Genomic DNA, 25,951 nt, shown 5'->3' on the forward strand with positions numbered 1-25,951 from the left:
GGTTCAGGCTTCCTCGAGATCGTCCTCCACAACGCCAATGTGCGGAGAGAGATACGGGTCTGCCTCGGGAAGTGCCAAGCCGCGCTTCATCACCCATACGACCCAGCGGTTCTGGTTCTCGCCTTGGACCTCGTCGTCGTAGACATGAAGCATGCCGTAGGACCACGGGGCCGCCTGGGCGATTCTCTGGAACACCTCGATCACATCATCCTGGCGGTGGTTCCGCAGCCCGGCCAGCCACAGCTGGGCCGAGCCGTTCACGACCCGCAGGTCCGCGAGCTGCAGGTCGTTGCGTACGTCGGCGATCGCGCTCGCCACGGCGTCGTACGCCGTCTTGCTCAGGTTGTCGGCGGCCTCGCCCGTGGTCCAGTCGTCCTGGGAGTCGCGCAGTGTGGCCCAGCCGTGGTACTCGAACACGGCTACCAGCCGCGTTCGCGCCATTCGGCGAGGTGGGGGCGCTCGGCGCCGAGGCTCGTGTCCGAGCCGTGGCCGGGGTAGACCCACGTCTCGTCGGGGAGCGTGCCGAAGAGCTTGGTCTCGACGTCGTTGATGAGCGACGTGAACCGCTCGGCGTCGCCCTGCGTGTTGCCGACTCCGCCGGGGAACAGCGAGTCGCCGGTGAAGACGTGCGGTGCGCCGTCCGGGTCGTCGTACACGAGGGCGATCGAGCCGGGCGTGTGGCCGACGAGGTGGATGACGCGCAGGCTGCAGCGGCCGACGGCGATCTGGTCGCCGTCGTCGACGAGCTCGTCGGTCGGGACCGGGATACCTTCGGCGTCGTGCCGCCCGGCGACCGTCCTGGCGCCGGTGCGGGCGACGACCTCGGCCAGCGCCTCCCAGTGGTCCTGGTGGCGGTGCGTGGTGATCACCCGCGCAAGGCCCCCGTCGCCGATCAGGCGCAGCAGGGTGTCCGGCTCGTTCGCGGCGTCGACGAGCACCTGCTCGTCGGTCTGCCGGCAGCGCAGCAGGTAGGCGTTGTTGTCCATCGGCCCGACCGCGACCTTGGTGATCATCAGGTGCGCCAGCTCGTGCGTCTGGGCCGCTCCGCCGACCTTGACGTTCCCGTGGTACTCCGGCATCTCGCCTCTCCCTGGTGTCGGTGCCTGTCTCTGAGACACCGCCGATCCTCGCACCTCCGGCCGGGTTGCAGCGACCACCCCCGGCGATCGAATATACTTTCGAAGCGGCCGCCGGATCCGGCGGCGGAAGTTTTTGTCGGTGGGCCTCGTTAGCATGACCGGGCATGCCGGAGAACCACCCGGAAACCCTCGAGAACGGCTGAGAGTGAGCTTGTGTCTGACCGTCTGATCGTGCGTGGAGCGCGTGAGCACAACCTGAAGGACGTCTCGGTCGACCTGCCGCGGGACGCCATGATCGTCTTCACCGGCCTGTCCGGGTCCGGGAAGTCCAGCCTGGCCTTCGACACGATCTTCGCCGAGGGCCAGCGGCGGTACGTCGAGTCGCTCTCGGCGTACGCGCGCCAGTTCCTCGGCCAGATGGACAAGCCGGACGTCGACTTCATCGAGGGCCTGTCGCCGGCCGTCTCGATCGACCAGAAGTCGACCTCGCGCAACCCGCGGTCCACCGTCGGCACGATCACCGAGGTCTACGACTACCTCCGGCTGCTGTTCGCCCGGGCCGGCCGCCCGCACTGCCCGGAGTGCGGTGAGCCGATCGCGCGCCAGACACCGCAGCAGATCGTCGACCGCGTGCTCGAGCTGGAGGAGGGCACCCGGTTCCAGGTGCTCGCCCCGGTCGTCCGCGGCCGCAAGGGCGAGTACGTCGACCTGTTCCGGCAGCTGACCGGTCAGGGCTTCTCGCGGGCCCGGGTCGACGGGGAGACGATCCAGCTCACCGAGCCGCCGAAGCTCGACAAGCAGAAGAAGCACAGCATCGACGTGGTCGTCGACCGGCTGGCGGTGAAGGGTTCGGCGAAGCAGCGGCTGACCGACTCGGTGGAGACCGCGCTCAACCTGGCGAGCGGCCTGGTCGTGCTCGACTTCGTCGACCTGCCCGGCAACGACCCGCACCGTGAGCGCCGGTTCTCCGAGAAGCTCGCCTGCCCGAACGATCACCCGCTCGCCATCGACGAGCTCGAGCCGCGGTCGTTCTCGTTCAACTCGCCGTACGGCGCCTGTCCGGTGTGCACCGGGCTGGGCACGCGTATGGAGGTGGACCCGGAGCTGCTGGTGCCGGACCCGTCCAAGTCGCTCGATGAGGGCGCGATCCAGCCGTGGTCGGGGCAGAACGTCTCGCAGTACTTCGAGCGGCTCCTCGAGGCGCTGGCGAAGGACCTGAAGTTCAAGACCAGCACGCCGTTCGGGGAGCTGCCGGCGAAGGCGAAGAAGGCGCTGCTCACCGGTCACGACAAGCAGGTCCACGTCTCGTACCAGAACCGCTACGGCCGCGAGCGGTCGTACTACACGACCTTCGAGGGCGTGATCCCGTACGTCGAGCGGCGGCACGCGGAGGCGTCGAGCGACACCGGGCGCGAGCGCTTCGAGGAGTACATGCGCGAGGTGCCGTGCCTGGCCTGCAACGGCGCGCGGCTGAAGCCGATCTCGCTGGCGGTCACGCTCGGCGGCAAGAACATCGCCGAGATCAGCGCGATGTCGATCGACGAGGTGCACGACTTCCTCGTGCGGATGGAGCTGACGCCGCGGGAGAAGCAGATCGCGGAGCGCGTGGTCAAGGAGATCGGCGAGCGGCTGCGGTTCCTGCTCGACGTCGGCCTGGACTACCTGGCGCTCAGCCGGCCGGCGGGTTCGCTGTCCGGCGGTGAGGCGCAGCGGATCCGGCTGGCGACGCAGATCGGTTCGGGTCTGGTCGGCGTGCTGTATGTGCTGGACGAGCCGTCGATCGGCCTGCACCAGCGCGACAACCGGCGGCTGATCGACACCCTGGTCCGGCTCAAGGAGCTCGGCAACACCCTGATCGTCGTCGAGCACGACGAGGACACCATCGACCACGCCGACTGGGTCGTCGACATCGGTCCGGGCGCCGGTGAGCACGGCGGTCAGGTGGTCGTGTCCGGCACGGTCGAGGACCTGCGCAACCACCCGGACTCGATCACGGGTGCGTACGTGTCCGGCCGCAGGGAGATCCCGATCCCGGAGGTCCGGCGGCCGCTGACCGAGGGCCGCGAGCTGACCATCTACGGCGCCCGGCAGAACAACCTCAAGGACCTTGACGTGACCGTCCCGCTCGGGGTGTTCGTCGCGGTCACCGGCGTGTCCGGCTCGGGCAAGTCCACGCTGGTCAACGACATCCTCTACACGTCGCTGGCGCGGCAGATCTACGGCGCCCGCGCGGTGCCGGGGCGGCACACGAAGATCTCCGGGATGGAGCTGGTCGACAAGGTCATCCACGTCGACCAGTCGCCGATCGGCCGGACGCCGCGGTCCAACCCCGCGACGTACACCGGCGTGTGGGACCACGTCCGCAAGCTGTTCGCGGAGACGCCCGAGGCGAAGGTGCGTGGGTACCAGCAAGGCCGCTTCTCGTTCAACGTGAAGGGCGGCCGCTGCGAGGCGTGCTCCGGTGACGGCACGCTGAAGATCGAGATGAACTTCCTCCCGGACGTCTACGTCCCGTGCGAGGTGTGCCACGGCGCCCGGTACAACCGCGAGACGCTCGAGGTGCACTACAAGGGCAAGACGGTCGCGGACGTGCTGGACATGCCGATCGAGGAGGCGGCGGAGTTCTTCGCCGCGATCCCGGCGATCTCGCGGCACCTGAAGACGCTGGTCGAGGTCGGCCTCGGGTACGTCCGGCTCGGTCAGCCGGCGCCGACGCTGTCCGGCGGTGAGGCGCAGCGCGTGAAGCTGGCGTCCGAGCTGCAGCGGCGGTCGACCGGTCGCACGGTCTACGTCCTGGACGAGCCGACCACCGGCCTGCACTTCGAGGACATCCGGAAGCTGCTGGGCGTCCTGAGCGGTCTGGTGGACAAGGGCAACTCGGTGCTGGTGATCGAGCACAACCTCGACGTCATCAAGACCGCGGACTGGATCATCGACCTCGGGCCGGACGGCGGTCGCCGCGGCGGCACGCTGGTTGCCGAGGGCACACCGGAGCAGGTCGCCGCCAACCCCGCGTCGTACACCGGCCAGTTCCTCGCCGAGATCCTCGAGGGCCGCGCCGCGAAGCCGAGCGCCAAGAAGGCAGCGGAGGCTGCCAAGTCGCAGCCGGCCCAGAAGGGCGTCGCGAAGAAGACGGCGGCGACGAAGACAGCAGCCACGAAGACGGCAGCGAAGAAGACCGCTGCCAAGAAGTCGGTGGCCAAGACGGTGGCCAAGAAGGCGGCCCCGGCGAAGAAGACGGCAGCCAGGAAACGCGTCGCCAGCTGAGCTGATCCCGTCAGCGGCGGAAGAGTTGCTGGACGAGGTGCCGGAACCAGGTCCGGCGCGGCGACGGTAGCAGGGCCGCCGGCAGCACGACTGTCGGCGGCTTTGCCAGCGTGACCGGCACCTGCACCATCCGGTCGCCCTGCAGCCAGAACAGATCCGGGCTGCACTGATCGGGTGCGTCCCGGTACGTGTCGGCGACGAACCGAGCCAGCCGGTCCGCGGTCGCCTGACCGGCGTCGGCGGGACAGAAGGCGACAGTGCTCAACCTGGGGACGCCGAGCAGCACGCCGAGCCCGATGGAGGCCTGGGGGAGCAGCTTCTCCCGATCGACGACCGCCATCGACACCAGCGGATCGTCGTCCCGGCTGAGCACGGAGAAGCCGTCGTGCTCGGTCGGCCGCAGGTCAGAGATCTGATCGAGCGTCAACTGCACCGGCGACGGTACGTCGGGATCGCCGAGCCCGAGCATCGACCGCCGGATGACGGTCAGCCGCCGGTAGTCCGTCCCGGTACCGATGAACACCACGACCTCGAAGTGGTCCCCGAACGGGATCAGCGCGTCCGCCACCGGACCCGACGTCCGCGCGGACCAGCCGCGCTGCAGCAGCATCGCGCGCTGGCGTACGGCGACGTCCCCGAAGCGATGCTCCTCGGTGGCCAACTCGCCCTCGGCGACGACGGCCCGCAGCCACGCCTCGATCTGGTCCGCCCACAACTGCTGCGGGAGCTGACGGCACCGGTCGACGATCTCGCCGAGCCCGACGACCGCGGACATCTGCAGCGCGCCGCGGCCCCAGCCGACCTCGACCGTCCGCTCGGCGGTGTCGACGACGCACCCCGGCAGCCACATCGGCGCGAGGTCCGCGATCGCCTTCACGATGGTCGTGTCGTTCGTCGTGCCAGTCATCGATAAGCCTCTCCCACGCCCCACAGTGTGCCGCGTGGTGGGGCTACGCGAACCACCTGCCCCCGGGTACCGCACCGGGCGGGCTCTGGTCGACGCACCCCCGGCTGGTTCCGGGCCGGGACCGGAAAGCGAACAGAAAGCCGGTGGAAAGCACTGCCTGGTCAACTGGTCATCGATGCATCGCCGTGCGAGGGAGAGAGCGTGACCGGACGTTGGGACATGGGCCAGGACACCCTGAGCCAGTTGGCGAGGAAGACGTCGACGGGCACCGAGGATCTCGGTGGACTCGTGAGGCAACTGGTCGCGGCGGCGGAACCGCTGGAAGGAAAGATGAACGGTTCCGGCAAGGCGATGTTCGACTCGTTCAAGGCCAACGTCGACAGCATCGCGGCCGACCTGAACGCGGGCCTCGCCGCGATCACCGAAGGACAGGCCGGGATGGACGCGGCCTTCCGGACCGGTGACACCGAGATGGCGGACACCGCCAAGAAGAACCAGGGGGCCGCCGACTTCGACGGCGCCCGGTTCGGCAAGCGCTGAGAGGACCCTGCGATGGCATACCGCAACAGCTACGACACCGCCGCCTCGAGCGAGGTTCAGGCGACCGTCAACAACCTCGCCGCCCGGATCTCCGGTCTGATCGAGACCCACCGCCAGAACGTCGAAGCCGCCCTCTCGGACGCTTCCGCCAGCGGTGTGACCGAGAACTACCGCGCGGTCGAGGACAGGTTCAACAGTGCGGCCGACTCGACCCTGGCGGTCATCGCGTCGCTGAAGGAGACCCTGGTCCAGAACGACGCCACCGCGGCGGCCACGCTGCGGAAGGCGTCGGCCGCCGTCGACGGCATCAGCGGCTGACCGGAGCAGCAGTGGACTGGGATATCGACGTCGACGGCGTGAACCAGGTTCTCTCCGCGACCGCGACCGCGGCGGAGCCGTTCGAGGCACTGGGGATCTCGTACGGCGACAGCCTGGGCGCGACCATCGAGGGCCTGAACTACGACCTCTTCGCCGTCGTTGCGGTGGCGGTGGCGGAGTACTCGGAGCACTGGTCGCCGATCGTGGAGGCGGCGGCCACGCAGGTCAGCGCGTCGATGTACGGCACGGTGAACGCTGTCACGGCGTACATGGAAGGGCAGGAGACGATGGCGGAGAACGCTCAGCGCCAGGCCTCGCTCGGTATCGTCGAGATTCGCGGGGCGACGGTGCCGGACCCGAACGGTGGGGATACCGCGGTATGACCGGCGAGAGTCCGGCGCCGGTGCCCGCCGAGGTGCCCGCCGAGGTGGCCGCCGAGGTGGCCGCCGCAGGCCGGGCGCGGCTCGCCGAGTGGCTGACGGCCCAGGCACCGGAGCCCGGACTGGGCGCGACGCCCGAGGAGTTGGCGGGCTGGGCGGTGTTCCAGGTGGAGGAGTATCTGCTGCTCGTGCCACCGGGTTATGCCAACCTGCTGTTCCTGGTGGCTGATCACGGCATCAGTTCGTTCGCGCCCAGCCAGCAGACGCTCGCCGACGCGATGGCAGCTGCCCGATGATCAAACCCGAGGGCATCCCGGTCGAGGAAGTGGCGGGAGTGGTCGCGGCGCTCGACGAGAACGTCGGGACGCTGAGCAGTCTGGGCGGGCAGTTCGGTGACCTGGGAACTGACATCCACAGCACGTTCCAGGGGTTGGGCGCGGTCTACGAGGCACCGGAGCGCGAGCTGCTGGTGAACTCGACGGTGAAGGTGCAGACCAATCTCAGCGAGTTCGGCGCGAGCCTGCCGACGATGGCGACGTACCTGGAGGTCCTCGCCGACGAGGCGCGGCAGTGCCTGTCGGTGCTCGAGAACACCCGGGCGGACGCGTGGGACTGGATCAGCCGGAAGGACGCCGACCCGGACTGGCAGAAGAACGAGGACCTGGTCCTGGAGCACAACCTGCTGCTCGGCATGGTCGACCTCATCATGACCGAGAAGCTTCCGGAGATCTGCTTCACCGCCGCGAACGGAATCCTCGGACTCTTCGGCGGCGACGCCTGGGATCCGGAGACCGGCCTGCGCGAAGGCGAGGATCCGCCGCCTCCGCCCGAGGACGAGCAGACCGAGGAGGAGCCGCCCTGGGGAACCAGCGAAGAGTGGGACAAGCCGTGGTGGGAGGACGGCGCCGACTTCGCGGCGGGCTTCGTCGAAGGTGTCTACACCGCCCTCGGTGAAATGGTCGAGGGCGTCCTGACGCTCGTGCCGGTGCTGCCGTTGCTGGGCGAATGGGACGCCCTCCGGGAATGGTCGAAGGACACGCTCGGCTACGACATACCGACCTGGGAGGACTCGGGGAACGCCTGGGTCGGTCTGGGCACTCTCGTGGGACAGGTCGCGACCGTTCCGCTGCAGGTCCGCGGGTGGATCGGAGAGGAGTTCTTCGGCATCGAGCGGCCGGAGTGGCTGAAGGAGTGGACCGACACCGGCCTGGACATGGGCGAGCAGATGTTCAAGGGCTTCGTCGCCTGGGACGAATGGAGCGAGAATCCGGGCAAGGCGCTCGGGTACACCCTCACAAACATCGTCACCACCGTTGCCAGCGGCGGTACCGCCGGTGCGATCAAGACGGCGGCGCTGGCCGGCCGGTTCGGTGCCCTGAGCGCGACGGTCGCGAAGGTCTCCAGGGTGGCCGAGATCGCACAGAACACCCGGATCGCGCTGCACGACAACGTACTGGCCGCTGTCACGTCGATCCCGAAGGTCGCCGACGTGGTGAACGGCCTGTCGAAGATCCCGATCGTCGGCGACACATTCACGTACCAGGGCTCGACGGGTGTCGACGTGGACGTGCCATCGGGTGACGGGCTGGACGGCGCCACCGTCTCGGACGGAACGAGTCCGAACGGGACGGTGGACAGCACACCGATCGACAGCACACCGATCGACAGTACGTCGTCGGCGCGGCCGGCAGGCGTGGACGGGATCGACGACGTACACACGCCCAGCAGCACCGACAGGACGACCACACCGGTGGATCCCGGTACGACGACTCCGGTCACACCCACGCATCCGCCGGACACGCCGCCGACCGGCCGCACCACCGACCCGACACCACCGACCACCCGCACGCCGGATCCGACGACCCCATCCAACCCCCGTACACCGGACCCGACCCCGACCCCGACCACGCCGATCCCGACCACACCACGCCCCGACTCACCATCAACCCCCGCACCGACGCGTACACCGGGGCCGACCCGCACACCGGACCCCACGCGCACACCCGAGTCCACCCGTACACCCGAGTCGACCCGCACGCCCGAGTCCACGCGCACGCCCGAGTCCACGCGCACGCCGGAGTCGACCCGTACACCCGAGTCGACCCGTACACCCGAGTCGACCCGCACGCCCGAGTCCACGCGCACGCCCGAGTCCACGCGCACGCCGGAGTCGACGCGTACACCGGAGTCGACCCGCACGCCCGAGTCCACGCGTACGCCCGAGTCCACGCGCACGCCGGAGTCGACCCGTACGCCGGAGTCCACGCGTACGCCGGAGTCGACCCGCACACCCGAGTCCACGCGTACGCCGGAGTCGACCCGCACACCGGAGTCGACCCGCACGCCCGAGTCCACGCGTACGCCGGAGTCGACCCGCACACCCGAGTCCACGCGTACGCCGGAGTCGACGCGTACGCCCGAGTGGGCGGGGCGGGCGGAGGTGCCTGTTGGGCTGGTGGAGCCGGGGGTTGCGCCGTTCCCGCCGGCGCATCCTGGCGTACCTGGTCCCGTCGACTCACCTCTTCGTACGCCCGACAAGCCCGCACCACACAACCCGCCGGAGCCTCCCGCCTCTTCCCGGACGCCGTACCAGGAGCCTGTGCGGCCGTTCGATCCGGTGCGGCGGCATCCGTTCCCGCCGGTGCGGCCGGCTCCGCCGCGGCACACGCCGTACGACGCCGCGAACGACCCGCGGTGGAACGATCCGCTACAACGGCAGGTCGAGCTCGACAAGCTGAAGCCGGAATACCTGCGCCCGGAACCGGGGAAGCCGCGGCCGGACGTCGACCCGTTCGCGCACATCCCGCCGGATGTCCGCGACCCGCGCTGGGGCCGCCTGACCGAGGTGGTCGGCGACCCGCCGTGGAGCAACGTCAACGCCTGGAAGGGCCTGGTCAACCCGGACATCGGGAAGAGCAAGCACTACCAGATGAACTGCCCGGAGGTTTCCCGGAACGCCGCCGGCATCCTCTACGGCGACCAGCCGCGGCTCGCGGCCGGGAACACCTTCAAGGGCGGCGAGAACCCGGAAGGCACCCTCGAATGGATGGACCTGGCGGACTTCAAGCCGGAGCACAAGCTGGCGATTCCGAACGGGCCGCACAACCCGGCCGAGTTCACCGACGGCGCGTACCGCACGCTGTGCGACGCCCTGCGCGGTAGGCCGGCCGGTACCCACGCGAACGTCTTCGTGACCTGGAGATCCGGCAATCCCGGCATCCCGGGCGGCGGGCATGTCTTCAACGCGTTCGTCGACGAACGGGGCAAGGTCAAGTTCCTGGACGCGCAGCCCGAAGGCGGCAAGCTCGTCGACGCGTTCCCCGACGGCAGTACGGATCCGCGACCGAACAACCCGTACCGGGATCTGCGGTCCGGAGACCCGATCGACATCACGTCGATGCAGTTCGCGATCCGCCAGCCGGGCGGCACCTGGGAGGGCGTCCCGAGGACACCGGACACCCCACCCGCGTCGCAGCTGCAGTTCCAGCGCGCGGAGACCCCACTCCGCGGCCAGCCCGACGTGCCGGACGCGAACTTGCCCGAGTCGAGTACGGCGGACGCGGACCGCCCCAGGCAGAGCGACTTCGACGGCCTGACGGAACTGGTTCCGCCGTCGAACCGCGCACCGGAGCCGGACAGCAACGGTGGCATTTGGGACGAGCTGACGCAGGTGGTTCCGCCGTCGGCCCGTACGCCGGAGACGGTGCAGCCTGCTGCTCATCCGCACGGCGTACCGGAGACGCAGCCAACCCCCGCACAGCAGCCAACCCCCGCACAACAGCCAACCCCTGCACAGCAGCCAACCCCTGCACAGCAGCTACCCGCACAGCAGCTACCCACGCAGCGCACACCTTCCGTGCCGTCACGCGCACCGGAGGCACCGGTGCGGCCGCCGTCCGAGTTGGCGGATCGGTCGTTCCGGGCGTCGTGGCAGGACGAGGAGGCGTTCCGCTCGGACCCGCTGAGTAGGAATTCGTTGATCGAGAACCACCGGGAGCGCGGGCGGGAGCTCCTCGGGAAGGTCGCCGACGACCTGTCGGACGGCGAGATCACGGCGATGCACCAGATGCTGGGGATGACCCACCAGGTCATCAACCAGCGGTTCCGCGCCGGTGACGCGAGCGTCGAGCGGGAGCCGCTCGTTCGGCTGGCGACATCGGGGCTGAACAAGCTGCCCGACCACGAGGGCACGATCCATCGCGGCCTCGTGTTCGACACCGACGCGGATCGGCAAGCGTTCCTGGACCGTTACAAGCCCGGTGGCTCGGTCCGGGAACCGGCATTCCAGCACTCGGCCAAGGACGATGCCCACGTCACCGGAGGGTCCGAGCGCTCCGCCACCGTTGTCGTGCACATCGATGCGCGGCACGGCAAGGACCTGGCGTTCCTGCGCCCTTCGGACAAGGACATCCAGGAAGTCGTCCACCCGCCGCACACCGTGTTCTATCCGTGGGAGAAGTCCTACGACGAAGAACACAACACGTGGCACGTGAAGGTTCGCGACCACAGCGGACCGGTGCAGACAACGGGCGGATCGGAGCAGGGGAGCGGGAGTGTCGGGTAGTTACGGGACGCAGGTCATCGAGTCGGTGGCGGTGCGTCGGCGTCGGCTGCGGGAGGCCTGGTTGTTCGGTGCCGAGCGGACCAAGAACACGCTCGACGAGCAGACCGGCAAGATCTTCGCCAGTGTGCTGATCGGCGCACTCGCGTGCGCGGGTTGTGCCGGTGTGTCGTACTTCAAGTCCTCGATGGTCGACGAAGAACGGAAGAACCAGCCGACCCCGACGCCGGCCGCCCCGGTCAGCCCGTCGCCGAAGTCTCCGACGGCAACGGGAACCGGCCGGCGGAGGAGACCGTAGTGGCGAGCCGGATCGTGCACCGTCCCGCGCGGCGCACCCCGCCGCCCGGTGTACAGCAGCAGCGCGTGATCGAGCCGGCCCCGTCGCTCGGCGGCGCCGGTGCGGGCGGTGGTAACGCGATGCAGATGATGCTGCCGATGGTGGGCAGTCTCGGTTCTGTCGCGATGATGACGATGGGCCGGTCGGGGCCGATGGTGATGGTCGGTGTCGGGTTGCTCGCGCTCACGCTGGTCGGCTCGCTCGGCGCCATGCTCGCGTCGCGTGGCAAAGGCGGCAAGGACCGCAAGCTCCAGCGGACCCGCTACCTCGACTACCTCGAGCGGATGCGGGACGCCTTCTCGGCGGAGGAACGCAAGGCGCGGGCTCAGGCGCTCGAGCTGAATCCGCCGCCGGATGCACTGCTGGACTGTGTCGCCGACGTGTCCCGGCTCTGGGAGCGCCGACGGACCGACAGCGACTTCCTGCAGTCGCGCTGCGGCAGCGGCCGCGTGCCGGTGGTTCCGGCTGTGGTCGGGCACGGCGGATCCGCGATGGAGCCGCCGGACCAGTTCATGACGGCCGAGGCCAACGCGCTCGTACGGCGGTTCACGCTGATGCCGGACATGCCGCTGACGGTGCCGCTGGACCATGTCGGCAACGTCAGCATCGTCGGCGACCGCGAAGGCGTCCTCCGGGTGGCTCGCTCGCTGCTCGTGCAGACCGCGGTGTTCCACGCGCCCGAGGATGTCGCGATGGCGGCGTGTTTCCCGCAGGCCGCCCTGGCGGACTGGCACTGGATGAGCTGGCTGCCGCACGTCGAGGATCCCGACCGTAGGGAGGGTCCGGTTCCGTTCCGCAGGATCGCGGCGACACCGCAGGACCTGACGCGGCTGCTCGCCGACGACCTGGGTGCGCGCGTCCGGTGGGCGACCGAATCGCGCCGTGGGGCGGTCGCGCTCGAGGATCGCCGTCGGCTGACCCGGCGGTTGCTCGTCGTGCACGACACGTACGGCGACGTTGCGGCAGAGGTCCGTCCACAGGCTGACGACACGCTGCTGCCGGGCGAGCTCGGAGTCACTGTCCTGCACCTCGTCGCGGACCGGGTGCAGGAGCCGAGCTCGGTGACGATCCGGATCACGGTCTTCGGCGACGAAGTCCGTGTTGAGGACCTGCGCGGCCAGTACCCGCTGGTCGCCGGCGGCCAGGTGGACCGGACGGGCGCCGTGGTCGCCGAGTGCGTCGCCCGCGAGCTCGCGCCGTTGCGGCTGTCGGCGGAGTCCCTGGAGGAGGACGTGCACCAGGGCGATGTCGACTTCATGGGCCTGATCGGGATCACCGATATCGCCCGGCCGGACTTCGGGCAGCTCTGGCGTCCGCGGACCGATCGGTCGTTCCTGCGGGTGCCGCTCGGCGTCGACGACAGCGGCAACGTCGTACTCGTCGATCTGAAGGAGTCGGCGCAGCTCGGGATGGGGCCGCACGGTCTGTGCATCGGTGCGACCGGTTCCGGCAAGTCCGAGGTACTGCGGACCATGGTGATGGCGCTGCAGGCGACGCACTCACCGGAGGACCTCTCGTTCGTGCTGGTCGACTTCAAGGGCGGCGCGACGTTCGCGCCGTTCGAAGGCGTGCCGCACGTGGCGGGCATCATCACCAACCTGCGGGACGACGCGAGCCTGATCGAGCGTGCGTACAAGAGCCTGGAAGGTGAGGTGCTGCGCCGCCAGCAGGCGCTGAAGGACGCGGGCAACGTCGCGAACATCACGGACTACCGGCTGCTGCGCCGGCAGCGACCGGACCTGGATCCGCTGCCGCACCTGTTCGTGATCATCGACGAGTTCGGTGAGCTGCTCAACGAGCGCCCGGACTTCATCGACCTGTTCCTGTCGATCGGGCGCATCGGCCGGTCCATCGGGGTCCACCTGCTGCTGTCCAGCCAGCGGATCGAAGCGGGCAAGCTGCGTGGGCTGGAGACCTATCTGTCGTACCGGCTGGGTCTGCGGACGTTCTCCGAGGAGGAGAGCCGGACGGTGCTGGACACGACTGACGCGTTCCACCTGCCACCGCTGCCCGGGTTCGGCTACCTGAGGGTCGACACCAGCGTCTACCAGCGGTTCCGGGCGGCGTACATCTCCGGGCCGTACGTTCCGCAGACCGGTGAGGTGATCGAGGATGAGACGTCGTACGCCGGGCCGATCGTGCTGCCGCCGTACCAGGTGAGCGAGGACGCGATCCAGGTGCCGGTCGAGGCGAAGGCGACCGAGCGTACGACGGGGCCGACCGAGCTGACCGTGTTCGTCGACCAGGTGCGTCGGGCGGCTGAGCCGGTCCTGAAGATCTGGCTGCCGCCGCTGCCCGGCTCCTGCACGCTGGACGCGCTGGCAGGTCGTGCGGACTACGTCACGGACCGCGGGCTGCAACTGGCCGCCCCGGCGCCGCGGATGCAGCCGCCGCTGGGTGTCGTCGACGACCCGGCCAATCAGCGCCAGGAAGTGTTCCCCCTCGATCTCACCTGGGCAGGCGGGCACGCCGCGATCGTCGGCGGCCCGCAGTCCGGAAAGACCACCGCGTTGCGAACACTGATCACTTCGCTCAGCCACACCCACACGCCGCGGGAGGTCGCGATCTACGCGCTCGATCTCGCGGGCGGTGGTATGCAGGCGCTCGAACAACTGCCCCACGTCGGCGGTGTGGCACTGCGCACCGACCGGGAGAAGACCCGGCGGACGGTCGAGGAGATCCGCGGGATGATCGACCACCGCGAGCGGGTGTTCCGCAACCACGGCATCGACACGATGGACGCGCTCCGCGAGGAGCACGCGGCCGGCCGGATCACCGAGTTGCCGACCGCGGACGTCGTGCTGGTGATCGACAACTTCGGTGCGATCCGGACGGCCTTCGACGAGTTGGACGGGCCGGTCACCGACATCCTGCAGCGGGGCGGCAACTACGGCGTTCATGTGGTGGCGTCGATGCTGCGCTGGAGCGACGTACGGATGCAGAGCCAGTCGCTGTTCGGGACGATGCTCGAGCTGCGCCTCAACGATGCCTCGGACTCGAACATCGACCGGCGTCTGCAGGAGGTCCTGCGCAAGGCCGGTCCGGGCCGGATGCTGGTACCGGGCAGCAAGCTGTTCGCCCAGGTCGCGTTGCCGCGGGTGGACGGCGTCGCGTCCGACGAGCAGCTGTCCGAGGTGCTCGAGGCCCAGGCGTTGTCGGTGCGGTCCACCTGGCAGGGGCCGCGGGCACCGCAGATCCGGATCCTGCCGCTCAAGCTGCCGCGGGCCGACGTCGCGGACGAGATCCGGGAGCCCGCTGTGCTGCCGATCGGGGTCGACGAGCGTGCGCTCGCGCCGGTGTACCTCGATCTGGCCGGCCGGGACAGCAACCTCGTGGTGTTCGGCGACAGCGGCTCCGGCAAGACCAACCTCGTGCGGCTGATCGTGCAGCAGCTGATCGAGCGGTACTCGGCCGACGAGTTGGTGTTCGCGGTGATGGATCCGCGACGCGGCCTGCGGGACGTCGTACCGAAGGAGTACGTCGGCGGCTACGCGCCGACCGGCCGGGCCGCGGGAGGGCTCGCCGCCGGTGTTTCGGAGGAGCTGGCGAAACGGATGCCCGACGACACCGGCCAGATCCCGGAGGCCGGCCGGGGCGGACCGCGGATCGTCGTACTGGCCGACGACTACGACCTGCTGACGTCGGGAGGGCAGTCGCCGATGGCGCCGTTCCTGCCGTACGTCGCCTCCGGCCGGGACATCAAGCTGCACTTCGTCGTGACCCGGCGGGCCGCGGGCGCGTCGCGGCAGCTGTACGAGCCGTTCCTCTCCGCCGTGCTGGAGTCCGGAGCGGCCGGGCTGGTGCTGTCCGGCGAGCGGAGCGAGGGACAGCTGTTCACCGGTGCGTATCCGGGCGACTATCCGCCCGGCAGAGGGCTGTTCGTACGGCGTGGCGACGGGCCGCAGTTGATGCAGACAGCGCTGGCCGACGCGGTCGCGGAAGCTGCCATGACCACCGAAGGAGTGCTATGACCTACGACCTGGTCGCTCTCGTCGACGGGCGCCCGTCGAGCGAGGACGTGCTCGCCGGCCTCGTCGCGGCGGGGGAGAAGCTGGGCGTCCGTGCAGTCAGTGGAGGCGCCGTCGTACAACTCTGCGACGACGAACACCTGCCACTGGTGTCGATCGAACTGCCGCTGCTGATCCAGGTGCCGGGCGAGCTGGAACGGATGCTCGGTACGCCGGTCGACGTCGTGCAACCACCCGCCTGGTGGGTGGAGATCCGGGCGACGGCCCGCGACGGTGCTCGCGAACTCGCGGAACGCTACGCGGCCACTCTCGTGGATCGTCTGGGCGGACGGGTCTGGAGTACGAGGAAGGGAACGAACTGACATGCCGAACGCGCTGATCTTCAGCCCCGGCGTCGATCTGATCACCGAGAAGGTCGCGGTCGTCATGCAGGACCGTCCGGTGGTCGGCATGTCGGCGTGGCTCAGCGACGCGGTGGCGTCGGCCAAGGCAGCCGGACGCGCGGTCCAACTGGTCACGCCGAGGAGTTCGCGGATCACGTGGCCGGTCCGGTCGGCGCTGTTCAGGACCGCGTTCGCCAGATGGGTCGTGTCGGGCGACGACGGTGAGTACTTCGACGGGCTGAACGGTGTCCGGCTGCAGTGGAACGGCGACCTGTTCGTCGCCCGGGCAGCTACCGGGCGTGGGAAACCGCACCTGCATCCTGATTTCCTCGTCCGGGTCCAGCCGTTCGGCCAGTTTCAGCTGACGGTGCGGGTGCGGCACAAACCCGTGGCGAGTCTCGTCCTCGGCCGGGTCGCCGAGCGGTTGTTCACCGCGGCCTCCGGGGCAGCGCCGGCCGGCTGGTCGACGTCCGAGCCCGTGACGCAGCCATGGAGTCCGGATGCGCTGACGGAGTACTGCCGCCGTCGCGCACCGCAGCCGACCTGGCTGGTGCTGGCCGGTCAGCCGGGAGGGGAGTTCAGGCCGTCGATCGGCACGCTGGAGACCCGCCGTACGCGGTCCGGCCTGGACGAGACCGTGACGCTGGCGGTCGCTCAGCCAGGGCTCGAGCTGCCGGAACCCCACAGGATCGGCGAGTGGATCGACGAGATCGCCGACAACTTCGAGCTGGTGTCGGCGACGGTGCTGGGTTCGTACGGCGCGGCGGACGGCAGCTACGAGCCGCGCTTCCTCGGCATCGCCTGCCCGATCGGCGTGGCTGCCGGGAACGAGGCGGTCCGGGCATCGAGCCTCGCGGAACTGCTGAAGGTCGAGGGCGTCAGCCGCGCTCTGGCGATCGGCCCCGCGCACAGGCCGGCCGTCTGGTATCCGATCGGCGACGGCCGTACTCCGGGCGACTGGCAGCGCTACGCGAAGCTGATGAACAAGCTGGTCCCTGGGCCTGAGCGAGGACGTGCATGAGTATCTACAGCCGGGTGACGGTGATCGGTCAGCGGAAGCGGATGGACGCGGTGCTTCCCGCGGACCAACCGCTCGGCGTGTTGCTGCCGGATCTGCTGCGGTTGCTGGACGAGCCGATGCAGCAGACCCCGCAACGCCGCTTCCTGACCACGGTCGCCGGCGGGCTCGTCGCGCCGGAGGGAACACTGGCGTCGGCGCAGATCGCCGACGGCGCCGTACTCCGGCTGGTCGCCGAGGGCGAGCTGCCACCGCCGCCGACCGTGTACGACGTCACGGAGGAGGCGGTCGAGGACCTGAAGCGTCGCGGTTCGACGTTCACTCCGAAACACCGGCGCATCCTCGCCGGCGCCGGCCTTGTCTTCTCGATCGTCGCCGGCGCGATCTCGGTCCTGGTCGTGGCTCCGCACGCCCTGACCGCGGCGGCGCTGCTCGTCGTGGCGGCAATCTGCGCGTTCGTCGGCATCGCGATCGGCCAGTCCGGCAACAAGTTCGTCGCGGTCCCTCTGGTCACGGTCACAACCGTCGTCGTCGCGCTGACGATCGGCTTCTGGGCACTGGATGCCGGCTGGGAGCCCGGCCTGGTGCTCACCGTCGGAGCGCTCTGCCTGTCCTTCGGCCCGCCGCTCTACACGGTCGCCGGGATCGGCGGCGGAGGCGTGGTGGCCGGCGCGACATCGGTGGTGTTCGTTGCGGTGTGGATGGTCGGCGTCGGCACCGGGCTGGCCGCCGATCGCATCGGCGCACTCGCCACCTTGCTGGCCGTCCTGCTGCTGGGCATGTTGCCACGGATGGCGCTGGCGACGTCCGGGCTGACGAGCCTGGACGACCAGCGTGCCGCGGGACGGGAGATCGGGCGCGGCGACGTACGGACCGCACTCAACGCGGCGCATGTCGGCCTGGCGCTGGCCACCGTGCCGATCGCACTGTCGTCGGCGGTGGCGGGGATCATGTTGTTGCGGCAGGGCTCGGCCTGGGCGGTCGGGCTCGCGCTCGCGCTGGCGTTTCTGCTGGCCTCACGGTCGCGGCTGTACCCGCTGGTGACCGAAGTCGCCGTACTGTTCGCGGCGGCGTTCACGATCGTGTCGGGCTGTGTGCTGATCGCCGCCGTGAACGGTCAGGGCGGCGCGCTGATCGCACTCGGGCTGTTGGTGCTCGTCGCGATGCTCTGCGCCTTCGGTCTCGGTTTCGCACCGGCGGAGCATGTGCGCGCGCGGCTCACCCAGCTGCTCGACTATCTTGAGGTCGGGGTGATCATCGTGATGGTTCCCCTGGCGCTGGGAGTGTTCGGCGTCTACACCACCTTGCTGAACAAGTTCTGACGACCGGATGGAATGACTGATCCTGACTGGCAGAGCGACATGTTGCGCCGGATGTCGGCGGAACGGCCGCCCGCCGACGAGCCGGCCCACACCGGCGACGCGCCGCCCGCTGCTGCCCAGCCGCCCGAGGAGCCGGTTCTGCCTGCCGACCAGCCGTCCCCACCGCAGGCCTCTCAGCAGCCGCCGTACCAGCAGCTTCAGCACTATCAGCAGTTCCAGCAGTATCAGCAGGCGATGCCACCGCCCGGTCGCGGCCGGCGTGAGGACGACGGCGGCGAGTCCGTGTTCGACAAGTTCCGGCGGGTTGCTTCCGATGCGGCGTACGTGATCGGGGGATCGGGGCGGCTGCAGCGGGACGTTGACCTGATCTCCACGTGTCGGCGGCCGATCGCGATCACCCGGCGGGTCGGCGTGACGAGCCCAGTGACCGACGGCGGTACGTCGACCGTCACCGCGCTGCTGTCGACGATGCTGGCGGCTCAGCGCGCGGATCGGGTCGTGGCGGTCGATGTCGATCCGGTGGGTGCCGAGCTGTCGCGGCGGCTGGAACTCACCCTCGGCGCCGGTGCGATCGAGGGCGTCAGCTTGGTGCGCAGTGATCCGACGGTGCCGGCCCTCCGGTCGACGCTGGCCGCCGCGCAGAGCCAGGGGGCACGCGACGTCGGGCTCGCTGTGGTGGACTGCCCGGGGAGCATGTTCGACGAGATCGCCACCGAGATGGCGAACACCGGACATTGCACGGTGCTCGTCGTGCCGTCGGTGCAGCATGTCGCGAGCCACTGCCTGTACCAGCTGGACCAACTGGCGCCCGCCGGACAGGACCTGCTGCTCAGTCGCGGCGTCGTCGTGATCACACTGGTCGAGAACGCCGACCTGGACACGACCCGCTGGCTGAGCGACGCCTTTCGGCAGCGTGGGCTGGAGCCGGTCGTGCTGCCGCACGACCCGCACATCGCCGGGGCCTGGCCGCTGCACTCGAGCGAACTGGAGACCGAGACCAGGCGCGCGGTCCTGGAACTCGCGGCCCGGGTGGTCGGGATCGTGACCCGATCGCCCAGCTGATGAACAGCAAACCTTCAAACCTCGGTTCAAGCCGATCGGGTTTGAACCGTTCCGCCGATCCAGTCGTTTGACCTGGTGTCCGCGCGTTCAACGAGCAGACACCAGGTGGACAAACGATCAGCTACAGCTCTCTCGACCCGGAGGTCCAGATTCTTGACGTCCTCCCACCGCCCGAAGGCGGAGGATTCCAACCCTTGCGGGCTGAGGTTCGCGGTTCACGGCCGTGCCTTACTGCGCAAGAAGGCTCCCCGCGCTGCCACGGCCCGTCCGGCCGTGGTGTCTTGCTGATACTGCTACGGCTGGTTGCTTGGTTATCACAACCGATGGAACAAGCTATCGGACTCGACCGACAAAACCTGAAGGGAGGGAGATGGCGTCTCCTCCCGTCGTGAACGGCGGGGCGACACGCCATCAACCCCATGAGCGATGACACGATGGCACCACCTACCACTCCGCAGCAGGCCGAGGCAGCGGACAGCGCGACCGACGGTCTGCGTAACCGGAGGACGGTGCTCCGCTGCGCGGCGATGGTCGCGCTGGCGGGTGCCGGCGCCCCGATCCTCGCGGCCTGCGGCGGTGACGAGACCGGCGGCGGTGCGACGCCGTCGGCCGGCGGCTCCAGCTCCGCGCCGAGCACCAGCGCCTCCTCGTCGGCGCCGTCGTCCACTGCGTCGTCCAGTGCGCCCGGTGGCGGCGGTGCGGTCCTCGGTCCGGCGGCCGACGTACCGGTCGGTGGCGGGAAGGTGTTCTCCGACGCCAAGGTCGTCGTGACGCAGCCGACCGCGGGCCAGTACAAGGGCTTCTCCGCGGTGTGCACGCATCAGGGCAACCCGATCGGGTCGGTCGAGGGCGGGCAGATCATCTGCCCGTTCCACAACAGCCACTTCAGCATCGCCGACGGCAGCCCGGTCAGCGGACCGGCTCAGACGGCGCTCCCGGCCGTGAACGTGAAGGTCGAGGGCAGCAACATCGTGCAGTCCGCCTGAACGGCGGCACGCGGAAGGGCCCGGCCAGTCGGACTGGCCGGGCCCTCAGCGGCGTAGGTCAGGACTGGTCAGCGGCCCCGACGTACAGCAGCTTGTTCGGCGAGCCTTCGCCCGGGTCGCCCACCTTGTCCGGGGTCGAGCCCTCGACCAGCGCCGCCGCGACATCGGCCGGTGTGGCGTCCGGGTGGTCGGCCAGGTAGAGCGCGACGCCGCCCGCGACGTGCGGCGACGCCATCGACGTACCGCTCATCTTCGCCGAGGCGTCCGGGTCGGTGATGCCGACCGAGGTGATGTCGACACCCGGGGCGAACAGGTCGACGCACTTGCCGAAGTTCGAGAACTCGGCGCGCTGGTCCTGGTCGTCGGTGGCGCCGACGGTGATCGCCGAGGGCTCCCGGGACGGCGAACCCTGACAGGCGTCCGCGCTGTCGTTGCCGGCAGCAACGGCGTACGTGACGCCGGAGTCGACCGACGCCTTGACCGCCGCGTCGAGCGCCTCGTCCGCGCCGCCGCCGAGGCTCATGTTCGCGACCGCCGGCTTCTTGGCGTTCTTGGTCACCCAGTCGATACCGGCCACCACGGACTCGGTCGAGCCGGAGCCCTGGCAGTCGAGCACCCGGACGCCGACGACCTTCGCACCCTTCGCGAGGCCGTACGTCGTGCCCGCGATGGTGCCCGCCACGTGGCTGCCGTGGCCCTGGCAGTCGACGCCGTTCTGGCCGTCGCCGACGGTGTCGGTGCCGACCGACGCGCGGTCGCCGAAGTCCTTGTGCGCGGCGTAGATGCCGGTGTCGATCACGTAGACGTTCACGTTGTCGGCGGTCGTCGACGCCTCGTACTTCTTGTCCAGCGGCAGCTCGCGCTGGTCCGCCCGGTCCAGGCCCCACGGCGGGTCGTCCTGGCTGACGGTGATCTTCTGGTTCTGCTGGACGAACGCGACCCGTGAGTCGCCGGCCAGCTTCTTCGCCTGCTCCTCGGTCATGCCGGCCGAGAAGCCCTTGATCGACGAGTCGAACTGCTTCTTGACCTTGACGTCGTAGCTCGTGGCCAGGCTCTGGGTCGCGACCCGGGTCTCGGCCCGCGAGTTCTGGCCGGCCAGGACGACGATGTAGCTGCCGGGGATGGCGTTCGGACTGCCGGCCCCGCGGATCGTGACCGGAGCCTGCTGTGCCGCGTCACTGCCGGCCGCTGTGGCGGCGAGGCCGGTGACGGCGAGCGCAGACGCAGCGACAGCGCCGAACAGTGCGCGCGATCTGCGAAGGGAAGGGGACATGGGCGGATTCTCCCTCGAGTCAGCGCAAGGCCTGGTTGCCTCACGCAAAGGACCTGCACATCTACCCTGGGTCACACGGTAGGGAGCGCGCCCATCCCAGCCGGGGGTCAACTCAGCCTTATGAGCCAAGCCGCAACACGACCGCAATCTTCAGCTGGTTTGCCGTGCCTGGTGGTTGGAATACTTACGCGCCGCGAACGTGTACGCCTCGTCAATCAACGGCAGCAGCCGGTCCAGACCGGTCGGGTCGACGATCGCGATCCAGTACTGCGACGCGTAGAACGGATGCGGCATCAACGTGTCGCGGGCGGCGTAGTCGTGTCCGGACGCGAGGACCCAGTCGGCGTCCCGCTCGGTCGGGACCGGGCCGAACAGGTCGGTGTACGTCGTCTTGGTGAGTCCGAGGTTGAGCCGCCAGGAACCGGACTCGTCCAGTCGGGACACCTGCTCGTAGTGGTCTCCGGTGACGACAGTGGCGAACGGCTGCTGCCGCTCCGGTGGCAGGTCGGCGCCTGGGTCGTACAGGTAGAACAGGTCGTCCTGGGCCTCGAGCACCCGGACACCGTCGTACGCGCGCAACGTCCGATCGAGTTCTTCGAGAGTCATGCCTTCAAGTGTGTCATTGAACTAGCAATAGAAACTTTGCCGCGATTCCGGATTTGTCGGCGACCCGAACTAGGGTGGTTGGGTGGCTGATCCGTCCTCCTATCGTCCCGCTCCGGGATCGATTCCCGACTCACCCGGTGTCTACCGCTTCAGCGACTCCGCCGGGCGGGTGATCTACGTCGGCAAGGCGAAGAACCTGCGGGCCCGGTTGTCGTCGTACTTCCAGGACCTGGTGAACCTGCACCCGCGCACGCAGGCGATGGTGACGACGGCTGCCAAGGTCGAGTGGACGGTGGTCGGCAGCGAGGTCGAGTCGCTGCAGCTCGAGTACTCCTGGATCAAGGAGTACGACCCGCGGTTCAACGTGAAGTACCGCGACGACAAGTCGTACCCGTGGCTCGCCATCACCCTCAACGAGGAGTATCCGCGGGTCATGGTCGGCCGCGGCCAGAAGAAGAAGGGCGTGCGGTACTTCGGTCCGTACAGCCACGCCTGGGCGATCCGCGAGTCCGTGGACCTGCTGCTGCGGGTGTTCCCGATGCGCTCGTGCAGCAAGGGCGTGTTCAACCGGCACCGCCAGATCGGCCGGCCCTGCCTGCTCGGGTACATCGGCAAGTGCGCCGCGCCCTGCACGGGGCAGGTGACGCAGGAGGAACACCGCAAGATCGTCGACGACTTCGCCGCGTTCCTCTCCGGCCAGACCGCGACGTACGTGCGCCGGCTGCAGAAGGAGATGCAGGCCGCCGCCGCCGAGCTGGAGTACGAGCGGGCCGCGAAGATCCGCGACGACCTGGCCGCCCTGGAGAAGGCGCTGGCCAAGAACGCGGTCGTCCTCGGCGACGGTACCGACACGGACGTGATCGCACTGAGCGAGGACCCGCTCGAGGTCGCCGTCCAGATCTTCTACGTCCGCGGCGGCCGGATCCGCGGTGAGCGCGGGTGGATCGCCGACAAGGCGGACGGTACGGCGACCACCGCCGACCTGGTCTCGCACTTCATCCAGCAGACGTACGCCGGGGACTCGGGCGACACGATCCCGCGGGAGATCCTCGTGCCGACGATGCCCGAGGACGCGGACGCGCTGACCGAGTGGCTGGAGGAGCTGCGCGGCGCGCGGGTCTCGATCAGGGTCCCACAGCGCGGCGACAAGAAGGCGCTGATGGCGACCGTCGAGCGCAACGCGCTGCAGACGCTGACGATGCACAAGACCAAGCGGGCCAGTGACCTGACCACGCGCAACCAGGCGCTGGAGGAGATCCAGGCCGCGCTCGACCTGCCCGAAGCGCCGCTACGGCTGGAGTGCTATGACGTCTCGAACCTGCAGGGCACCGAGGTGGTCGCCTCGATGGTGGTGTTCGAGGACGGCCTGCCGCGCAAGAGCGAGTACCGGCGGTTCGTGATCAAGGGCGTCGACGGGCAGAACGACGTCGCCTCGATCGCGGAGGTGCTGACCCGGCGGTTCAAGCGGCTGCTCGACGAGCGCGCCGCGCAGACGGCAGACGACGACCCGTCGGCCACCCTCATCGATCCCGAGACCGGAAGAGCGAAGAAGTTCGCCTATGCGCCGGGGCTCGTCGTCGTCGACGGTGGACCGCCTCAGGTAGCGGCAGCCCGCCAGGCGATGGACGAGATCGGGGTTGGCGACATTCCCGTCGTCGGGCTGGCCAAGCGCCTCGAGGAGGTCTGGGTGCCGGACGAGGAAGACCCGGTCATCTTCTCCCGTACGTCGGAAGGCTTGTACCTGCTGCAGCGCCTGCGCGACGAGGCGCACCGGTTCGCCATCACGCACCACCGCAGCCGGCGCTCGAAGTCGATGGTCGAGAGCGTCCTCGACGAGGTCCCAGGACTGGGTGAAGTGCGGCGGAAGACGCTGCTGCGGCACTTCGGCTCGCTCAAGAAGTTGCGGTCCGCCACGATCGACGAGGTGGCCGATCTGCCCGGTTTCGGGCGGCGTACGGCCGAGTCCGTCGTACTCGCGGTTAACGCTGCCGCAACGAAGGCGGAAACCGGCCGGGCGCCCGCGATCAACATGGCCACGGGCGAGATACTGGGTGACGACGTCCCGGCGCCGGCCGGACAGCGGTCGATCGACACGGCCGACGGGGACCCAGGGAGAACTGAGAACTGATGGACGACACAGGCGGCAACCTGATCATCGTGTCCGGTATGTCGGGCGCGGGACGCAGCTCCGTCGCCGACGTACTCGAGGACCTCGGCTGGTTCGTGGTGGACAACCTGCCGCCGATGTTCCTGACCACCATCGTCGAGCAGGTCGTCGGGACCGGCGCGGCACCGCGGCTCGCGGTCGTCGTCGACGTCCGGACCGGTCTGTTCTTCGACGAGCTGAGCTCGGCGATCCATGACCTGCGGCTGAAGGGGTACCGGCCGCTGACGCTGTTCCTGGAGGCCTCCGACGACGTGATCGTGCGCCGCCAGGAGAGCGTCCGCCGGCCGCACCCGCTGCAGGGCGAGGGCCGGCTGCTGGACGGCATCCAGCGGGAACGCGAGCTGCTCGGGGACATCCGGGCCGGCGCCGACCTGGTGATCGACACCTCGAGCCTGAACATCCACCAGCTCGCGGCGAAGATCGTGAACGCCTTCGGCGACGAGGAGAACGCCGAGCTCCGGGCGACCGTGGTGTCGTTCGGGTTCAAGTACGGCATCCCGGTGGACGCCGACGTGGTCGCCGACATGCGCTTCATCCCGAACCCGTACTGGCAGCCGGACCTGCGCCCGATGACCGGGCAGGACCGGCCTGTGTCAGACTTCGTGCTCGGCCATCCGCTGGCCCAGCAGTTCCTGCAGAACTACGTGGACGTGCTGGACACCCTGCGGACCGGCTACCTGAACGAGGGCAAGCGCTTCGTCACCGTCGCGATCGGCTGCACCGGGGGTAAGCACCGCAGCGTCGCGATGGCCGAGGAGATCGCCCGCAGGCTGCGCGAGAAAGGGTCACCGACGTTGGTCGTGCACCGGGACCTGGGGCGGGAGTGAGCGGCGCCCCACGGGTTGTCGCACTCGGCGGCGGACACGGCTTGGCTGCCTCACTGTCCGCTCTTCGCCATGTCACCGATCAACTGACCGCGGTCGTCACCGTCGCGGACAACGGCGGCTCGTCGGGCCGCCTGCGCCAGGAGCTCGGCGTGCTGCCGCCGGGCGACCTGCGGATGGCGCTGGCCGCGCTGTGCCGCGACGACGAATGGGGCCGTACCTGGGCCGACGTCCTCCAGCACCGCTTCCGCAGCAACGGCGAGCTGCACGACCACGCGGTCGGCAACCTGCTGATCGTCGCGCTGTGGGAGCTGCTCGGCGAGGCGGTCGACGGACTCGACTGGGTGGCCCGGCTGCTCGGCGCGGAGGGCCGGGTGCTGCCGATGTCCGCCGTACCGCTGGACATCACCGCGCGGGTGCTCGGGCTGGACCCGGCGCATCCGGAAGCCATCACCGAGATCCGCGGTCAGGCCGAGGTGGCGACGACCGAGGGGCATGTGGTGGACGTCGCGCTCGATCCGGCGGACCCGCCCGCTTGTCCCGAGGCGCTCGTTGCTGTCGCGGAAGCCGACTGGGTCGTCGTCGGTCCGGGGTCGTGGTTCACCTCCGTGATCCCGAACCTGCTGGTCCCCGAGCTGTGCCGCGGCCTCGAGCAGACCAGCGCCCGGCGGCTGCTCACGCTCAACCTGGGGGAGCAGAAGGGCGAGACCGACGGTTTCTCGCCCGAGACCCACCTGGAGGTGCTGGGCGCGCACGCGCCGGACCTGCGGATCGACGTCGTGCTCGCCGACGCCGGTCACGTGCCCGACCCCGAGTCGCTGCGCCGTACGGCGCAGTCCCTCGGGGCCGAGCTGGTGATCGCCGACATCGCCGACGACGACCGCGACCTCCACCACGCCCCGGACAAACTGGCGAAGGTCTACCGCGAGATCTTCCGCTAGCCGTCCGGGGGA

The 25,951-nt window shown here is 69.4% G+C and carries 21 protein-coding genes; 16 read left to right on the forward strand and 5 right to left on the reverse strand.

The genetic code is table 11. From position 1 onward, the window contains the following. Positions 1-3 precede the first annotated feature (3 nt). Positions 4-441 (reverse strand): Imm7 family immunity protein, encoded by a 438-nt coding sequence (locus BJY22_RS25505; RefSeq protein WP_167211087.1) that lies wholly within the window; start codon positions 439-441, stop codon positions 4-6. Then, positions 420-1,079, reverse strand: coding sequence for an MBL fold metallo-hydrolase (locus BJY22_RS25510; protein WP_167211090.1), 660 nt, complete (start codon positions 1,077-1,079; stop codon positions 420-422). Before BJY22_RS25510 ends, BJY22_RS25505 begins: the two co-directional genes overlap by 22 nt. Positions 1,080-1,292: 213 nt before the next feature. Between BJY22_RS25510 and uvrA the strand changes: the two genes are divergently transcribed. Next, entirely contained in the window at positions 1,293-4,346 is a 3,054-nt protein-coding gene (uvrA, locus tag BJY22_RS25515; protein WP_167211093.1) for an excinuclease ABC subunit UvrA, read from the forward strand. A 10-nt stretch (positions 4,347-4,356) separates the two neighbouring features. On the opposite strand, the gene BJY22_RS25520 is transcribed toward uvrA, so the two are convergent. Next, positions 4,357-5,253 carry a hypothetical protein gene (locus BJY22_RS25520; RefSeq protein ID WP_167211096.1) on the reverse strand — a complete coding sequence of 299 codons (897 nt, stop codon included), beginning with the start codon at positions 5,251-5,253 and terminating at the stop codon, positions 4,357-4,359. 201 nt (positions 5,254-5,454) lie between these two features. Between BJY22_RS25520 and BJY22_RS25525 the strand changes: the two genes are divergently transcribed. The 12 genes from BJY22_RS25525 (at position 5,455) to BJY22_RS25580 (ending at position 20,128) form a co-directional block, all read left to right on the forward strand. Beyond that, positions 5,455-5,793 carry a hypothetical protein gene (locus BJY22_RS25525; RefSeq protein ID WP_337759031.1) on the forward strand — a complete coding sequence of 113 codons (339 nt, stop codon included), beginning with the start codon at positions 5,455-5,457 and terminating at the stop codon, positions 5,791-5,793. Positions 5,794-5,805: 12 nt separating this feature from the next. Then, the gene (locus tag BJY22_RS25530; protein ID WP_167211099.1) at positions 5,806-6,111 is read left to right on the forward strand and encodes a hypothetical protein; all 306 of its coding nucleotides are present in this window, start codon (positions 5,806-5,808) and stop codon (positions 6,109-6,111) included. An 11-nt stretch (positions 6,112-6,122) separates the two neighbouring features. Beyond that, positions 6,123-6,494, forward strand: a complete 372-nt coding sequence (locus BJY22_RS25535; protein WP_167211102.1) for a DUF6507 family protein — start codon at positions 6,123-6,125, stop codon at positions 6,492-6,494. After that, positions 6,491-6,787 carry a hypothetical protein gene (locus BJY22_RS25540; protein ID WP_167211106.1) on the forward strand — a complete coding sequence of 99 codons (297 nt, stop codon included), beginning with the start codon at positions 6,491-6,493 and terminating at the stop codon, positions 6,785-6,787. The genes BJY22_RS25535 and BJY22_RS25540 overlap by 4 nt, the downstream gene beginning before the upstream one ends. After that, on the forward strand, positions 6,784-11,055 hold the full coding sequence (locus BJY22_RS25545) for a toxin glutamine deamidase domain-containing protein (protein WP_167211109.1): 4,272 nt from the start codon (positions 6,784-6,786) through the stop codon (positions 11,053-11,055). The genes BJY22_RS25540 and BJY22_RS25545 overlap by 4 nt, the downstream gene beginning before the upstream one ends. Continuing rightward, positions 11,045-11,350 carry a hypothetical protein gene (locus BJY22_RS25550; protein ID WP_167211112.1) on the forward strand — a complete coding sequence of 102 codons (306 nt, stop codon included), beginning with the start codon at positions 11,045-11,047 and terminating at the stop codon, positions 11,348-11,350. Before BJY22_RS25545 ends, BJY22_RS25550 begins: the two co-directional genes overlap by 11 nt. After that, the gene (eccCa, locus tag BJY22_RS25555; protein ID WP_167211114.1) at positions 11,350-15,360 is read left to right on the forward strand and encodes a type VII secretion protein EccCa; all 4,011 of its coding nucleotides are present in this window, start codon (positions 11,350-11,352) and stop codon (positions 15,358-15,360) included. Before BJY22_RS25550 ends, eccCa begins: the two co-directional genes overlap by 1 nt. After that, complete coding sequence (locus BJY22_RS25560; RefSeq protein WP_167211117.1) at positions 15,357-15,719, forward strand: hypothetical protein; 363 nt, start codon at positions 15,357-15,359, stop codon at positions 15,717-15,719. The genes eccCa and BJY22_RS25560 overlap by 4 nt, the downstream gene beginning before the upstream one ends. 1 nt (position 15,720) lies before the next feature. Continuing rightward, positions 15,721-16,761 carry a DUF6177 family protein gene (locus BJY22_RS25565; RefSeq protein WP_167211120.1) on the forward strand — a complete coding sequence of 347 codons (1,041 nt, stop codon included), beginning with the start codon at positions 15,721-15,723 and terminating at the stop codon, positions 16,759-16,761. After that, a complete protein-coding gene (locus BJY22_RS25570; protein ID WP_167211123.1) occupies positions 16,758-18,080 on the forward strand; it encodes an EsaB/YukD family protein in 1,323 nt (440 codons plus the stop codon). The genes BJY22_RS25565 and BJY22_RS25570 overlap by 4 nt, the downstream gene beginning before the upstream one ends. 12 nt (positions 18,081-18,092) lie before the next feature. Beyond that, positions 18,093-19,142, forward strand: a complete 1,050-nt coding sequence (locus BJY22_RS25575) for a MinD/ParA family ATP-binding protein (protein WP_167211126.1) — start codon at positions 18,093-18,095, stop codon at positions 19,140-19,142. 419 nt (positions 19,143-19,561) lie between these two features. Further along, positions 19,562-20,128 carry a Rieske (2Fe-2S) protein gene (locus BJY22_RS25580; RefSeq protein WP_238350456.1) on the forward strand — a complete coding sequence of 189 codons (567 nt, stop codon included), beginning with the start codon at positions 19,562-19,564 and terminating at the stop codon, positions 20,126-20,128. A gap of 58 nt (positions 20,129-20,186) precedes the next feature. Here the strand turns inward: BJY22_RS25580 and BJY22_RS25585 are convergent, their stop codons facing one another. Together BJY22_RS25585 and BJY22_RS25590 are read right to left on the reverse strand one after the other, a co-directional pair. Beyond that, positions 20,187-21,401 carry a S8 family peptidase gene (locus BJY22_RS25585; RefSeq protein ID WP_167211129.1) on the reverse strand — a complete coding sequence of 405 codons (1,215 nt, stop codon included), beginning with the start codon at positions 21,399-21,401 and terminating at the stop codon, positions 20,187-20,189. A 150-nt stretch (positions 21,402-21,551) separates the two neighbouring features. Next, the gene (locus BJY22_RS25590; RefSeq protein ID WP_167211132.1) at positions 21,552-22,007 is read right to left on the reverse strand and encodes a DUF6194 family protein; all 456 of its coding nucleotides are present in this window, start codon (positions 22,005-22,007) and stop codon (positions 21,552-21,554) included. Positions 22,008-22,089: 82 nt separating this feature from the next. Between BJY22_RS25590 and uvrC the strand changes: the two genes are divergently transcribed. The 3 genes from uvrC to BJY22_RS25605 are packed head-to-tail and all read left to right on the forward strand — an operon-like array spanning position 22,090 to position 25,939. Further along, a complete protein-coding gene (gene uvrC, locus BJY22_RS25595; protein ID WP_167211135.1) occupies positions 22,090-24,135 on the forward strand; it encodes an excinuclease ABC subunit UvrC in 2,046 nt (681 codons plus the stop codon). Next, complete coding sequence (rapZ, locus tag BJY22_RS25600; RefSeq protein ID WP_167211138.1) at positions 24,135-25,001, forward strand: RNase adapter RapZ; 867 nt, start codon at positions 24,135-24,137, stop codon at positions 24,999-25,001. Before uvrC ends, rapZ begins: the two co-directional genes overlap by 1 nt. Next, positions 24,998-25,939 carry a uridine diphosphate-N-acetylglucosamine-binding protein YvcK gene (locus BJY22_RS25605; RefSeq protein WP_167211141.1) on the forward strand — a complete coding sequence of 314 codons (942 nt, stop codon included), beginning with the start codon at positions 24,998-25,000 and terminating at the stop codon, positions 25,937-25,939. The genes rapZ and BJY22_RS25605 overlap by 4 nt, the downstream gene beginning before the upstream one ends. The last annotated feature ends 12 nt before the right edge of the window (positions 25,940-25,951 follow it).

The sequence above is a fragment of the Kribbella shirazensis genome (assembly GCF_011761605.1).
GTDB lineage: Bacteria > Actinomycetota > Actinomycetes > Propionibacteriales > Kribbellaceae > Kribbella > Kribbella shirazensis.

Bases quoted from the DNA above. Each gene is read 5' to 3' on its own strand.
- BJY22_RS25565 (WP_167211120.1), top strand. From the start codon at position 15,721: ATGCCGAACGCGCTGATCTTCAGCCCCGGCGTCGATCTGATCACCGAG.
- BJY22_RS25585 (WP_167211129.1), bottom strand. From the start codon at position 21,401: ATGTCCCCTTCCCTTCGCAGATCGCGCGCACTGTTCGGCGCTGTCGCT.
- BJY22_RS25545 (WP_167211109.1), top strand. From the start codon at position 6,784: ATGATCAAACCCGAGGGCATCCCGGTCGAGGAAGTGGCGGGAGTGGTC.
- BJY22_RS25570 (WP_167211123.1), top strand. From the start codon at position 16,758: ATGAGTATCTACAGCCGGGTGACGGTGATCGGTCAGCGGAAGCGGATG.
- BJY22_RS25580 (WP_238350456.1), top strand. From the start codon at position 19,562: ATGAGCGATGACACGATGGCACCACCTACCACTCCGCAGCAGGCCGAG.
- BJY22_RS25575 (WP_167211126.1), top strand. From the start codon at position 18,093: ATGACTGATCCTGACTGGCAGAGCGACATGTTGCGCCGGATGTCGGCG.
- BJY22_RS25520 (WP_167211096.1), bottom strand. From the start codon at position 5,253: ATGACTGGCACGACGAACGACACGACCATCGTGAAGGCGATCGCGGAC.
- BJY22_RS25505 (WP_167211087.1), bottom strand. From the start codon at position 441: ATGGCGCGAACGCGGCTGGTAGCCGTGTTCGAGTACCACGGCTGGGCC.
- BJY22_RS25510 (WP_167211090.1), bottom strand. From the start codon at position 1,079: ATGCCGGAGTACCACGGGAACGTCAAGGTCGGCGGAGCGGCCCAGACG.
- BJY22_RS25590 (WP_167211132.1), bottom strand. From the start codon at position 22,007: ATGACTCTCGAAGAACTCGATCGGACGTTGCGCGCGTACGACGGTGTC.
- BJY22_RS25530 (WP_167211099.1), top strand. From the start codon at position 5,806: ATGGCATACCGCAACAGCTACGACACCGCCGCCTCGAGCGAGGTTCAG.
- rapZ (WP_167211138.1), top strand. From the start codon at position 24,135: ATGGACGACACAGGCGGCAACCTGATCATCGTGTCCGGTATGTCGGGC.
- BJY22_RS25540 (WP_167211106.1), top strand. From the start codon at position 6,491: ATGACCGGCGAGAGTCCGGCGCCGGTGCCCGCCGAGGTGCCCGCCGAG.
- BJY22_RS25560 (WP_167211117.1), top strand. From the start codon at position 15,357: ATGACCTACGACCTGGTCGCTCTCGTCGACGGGCGCCCGTCGAGCGAG.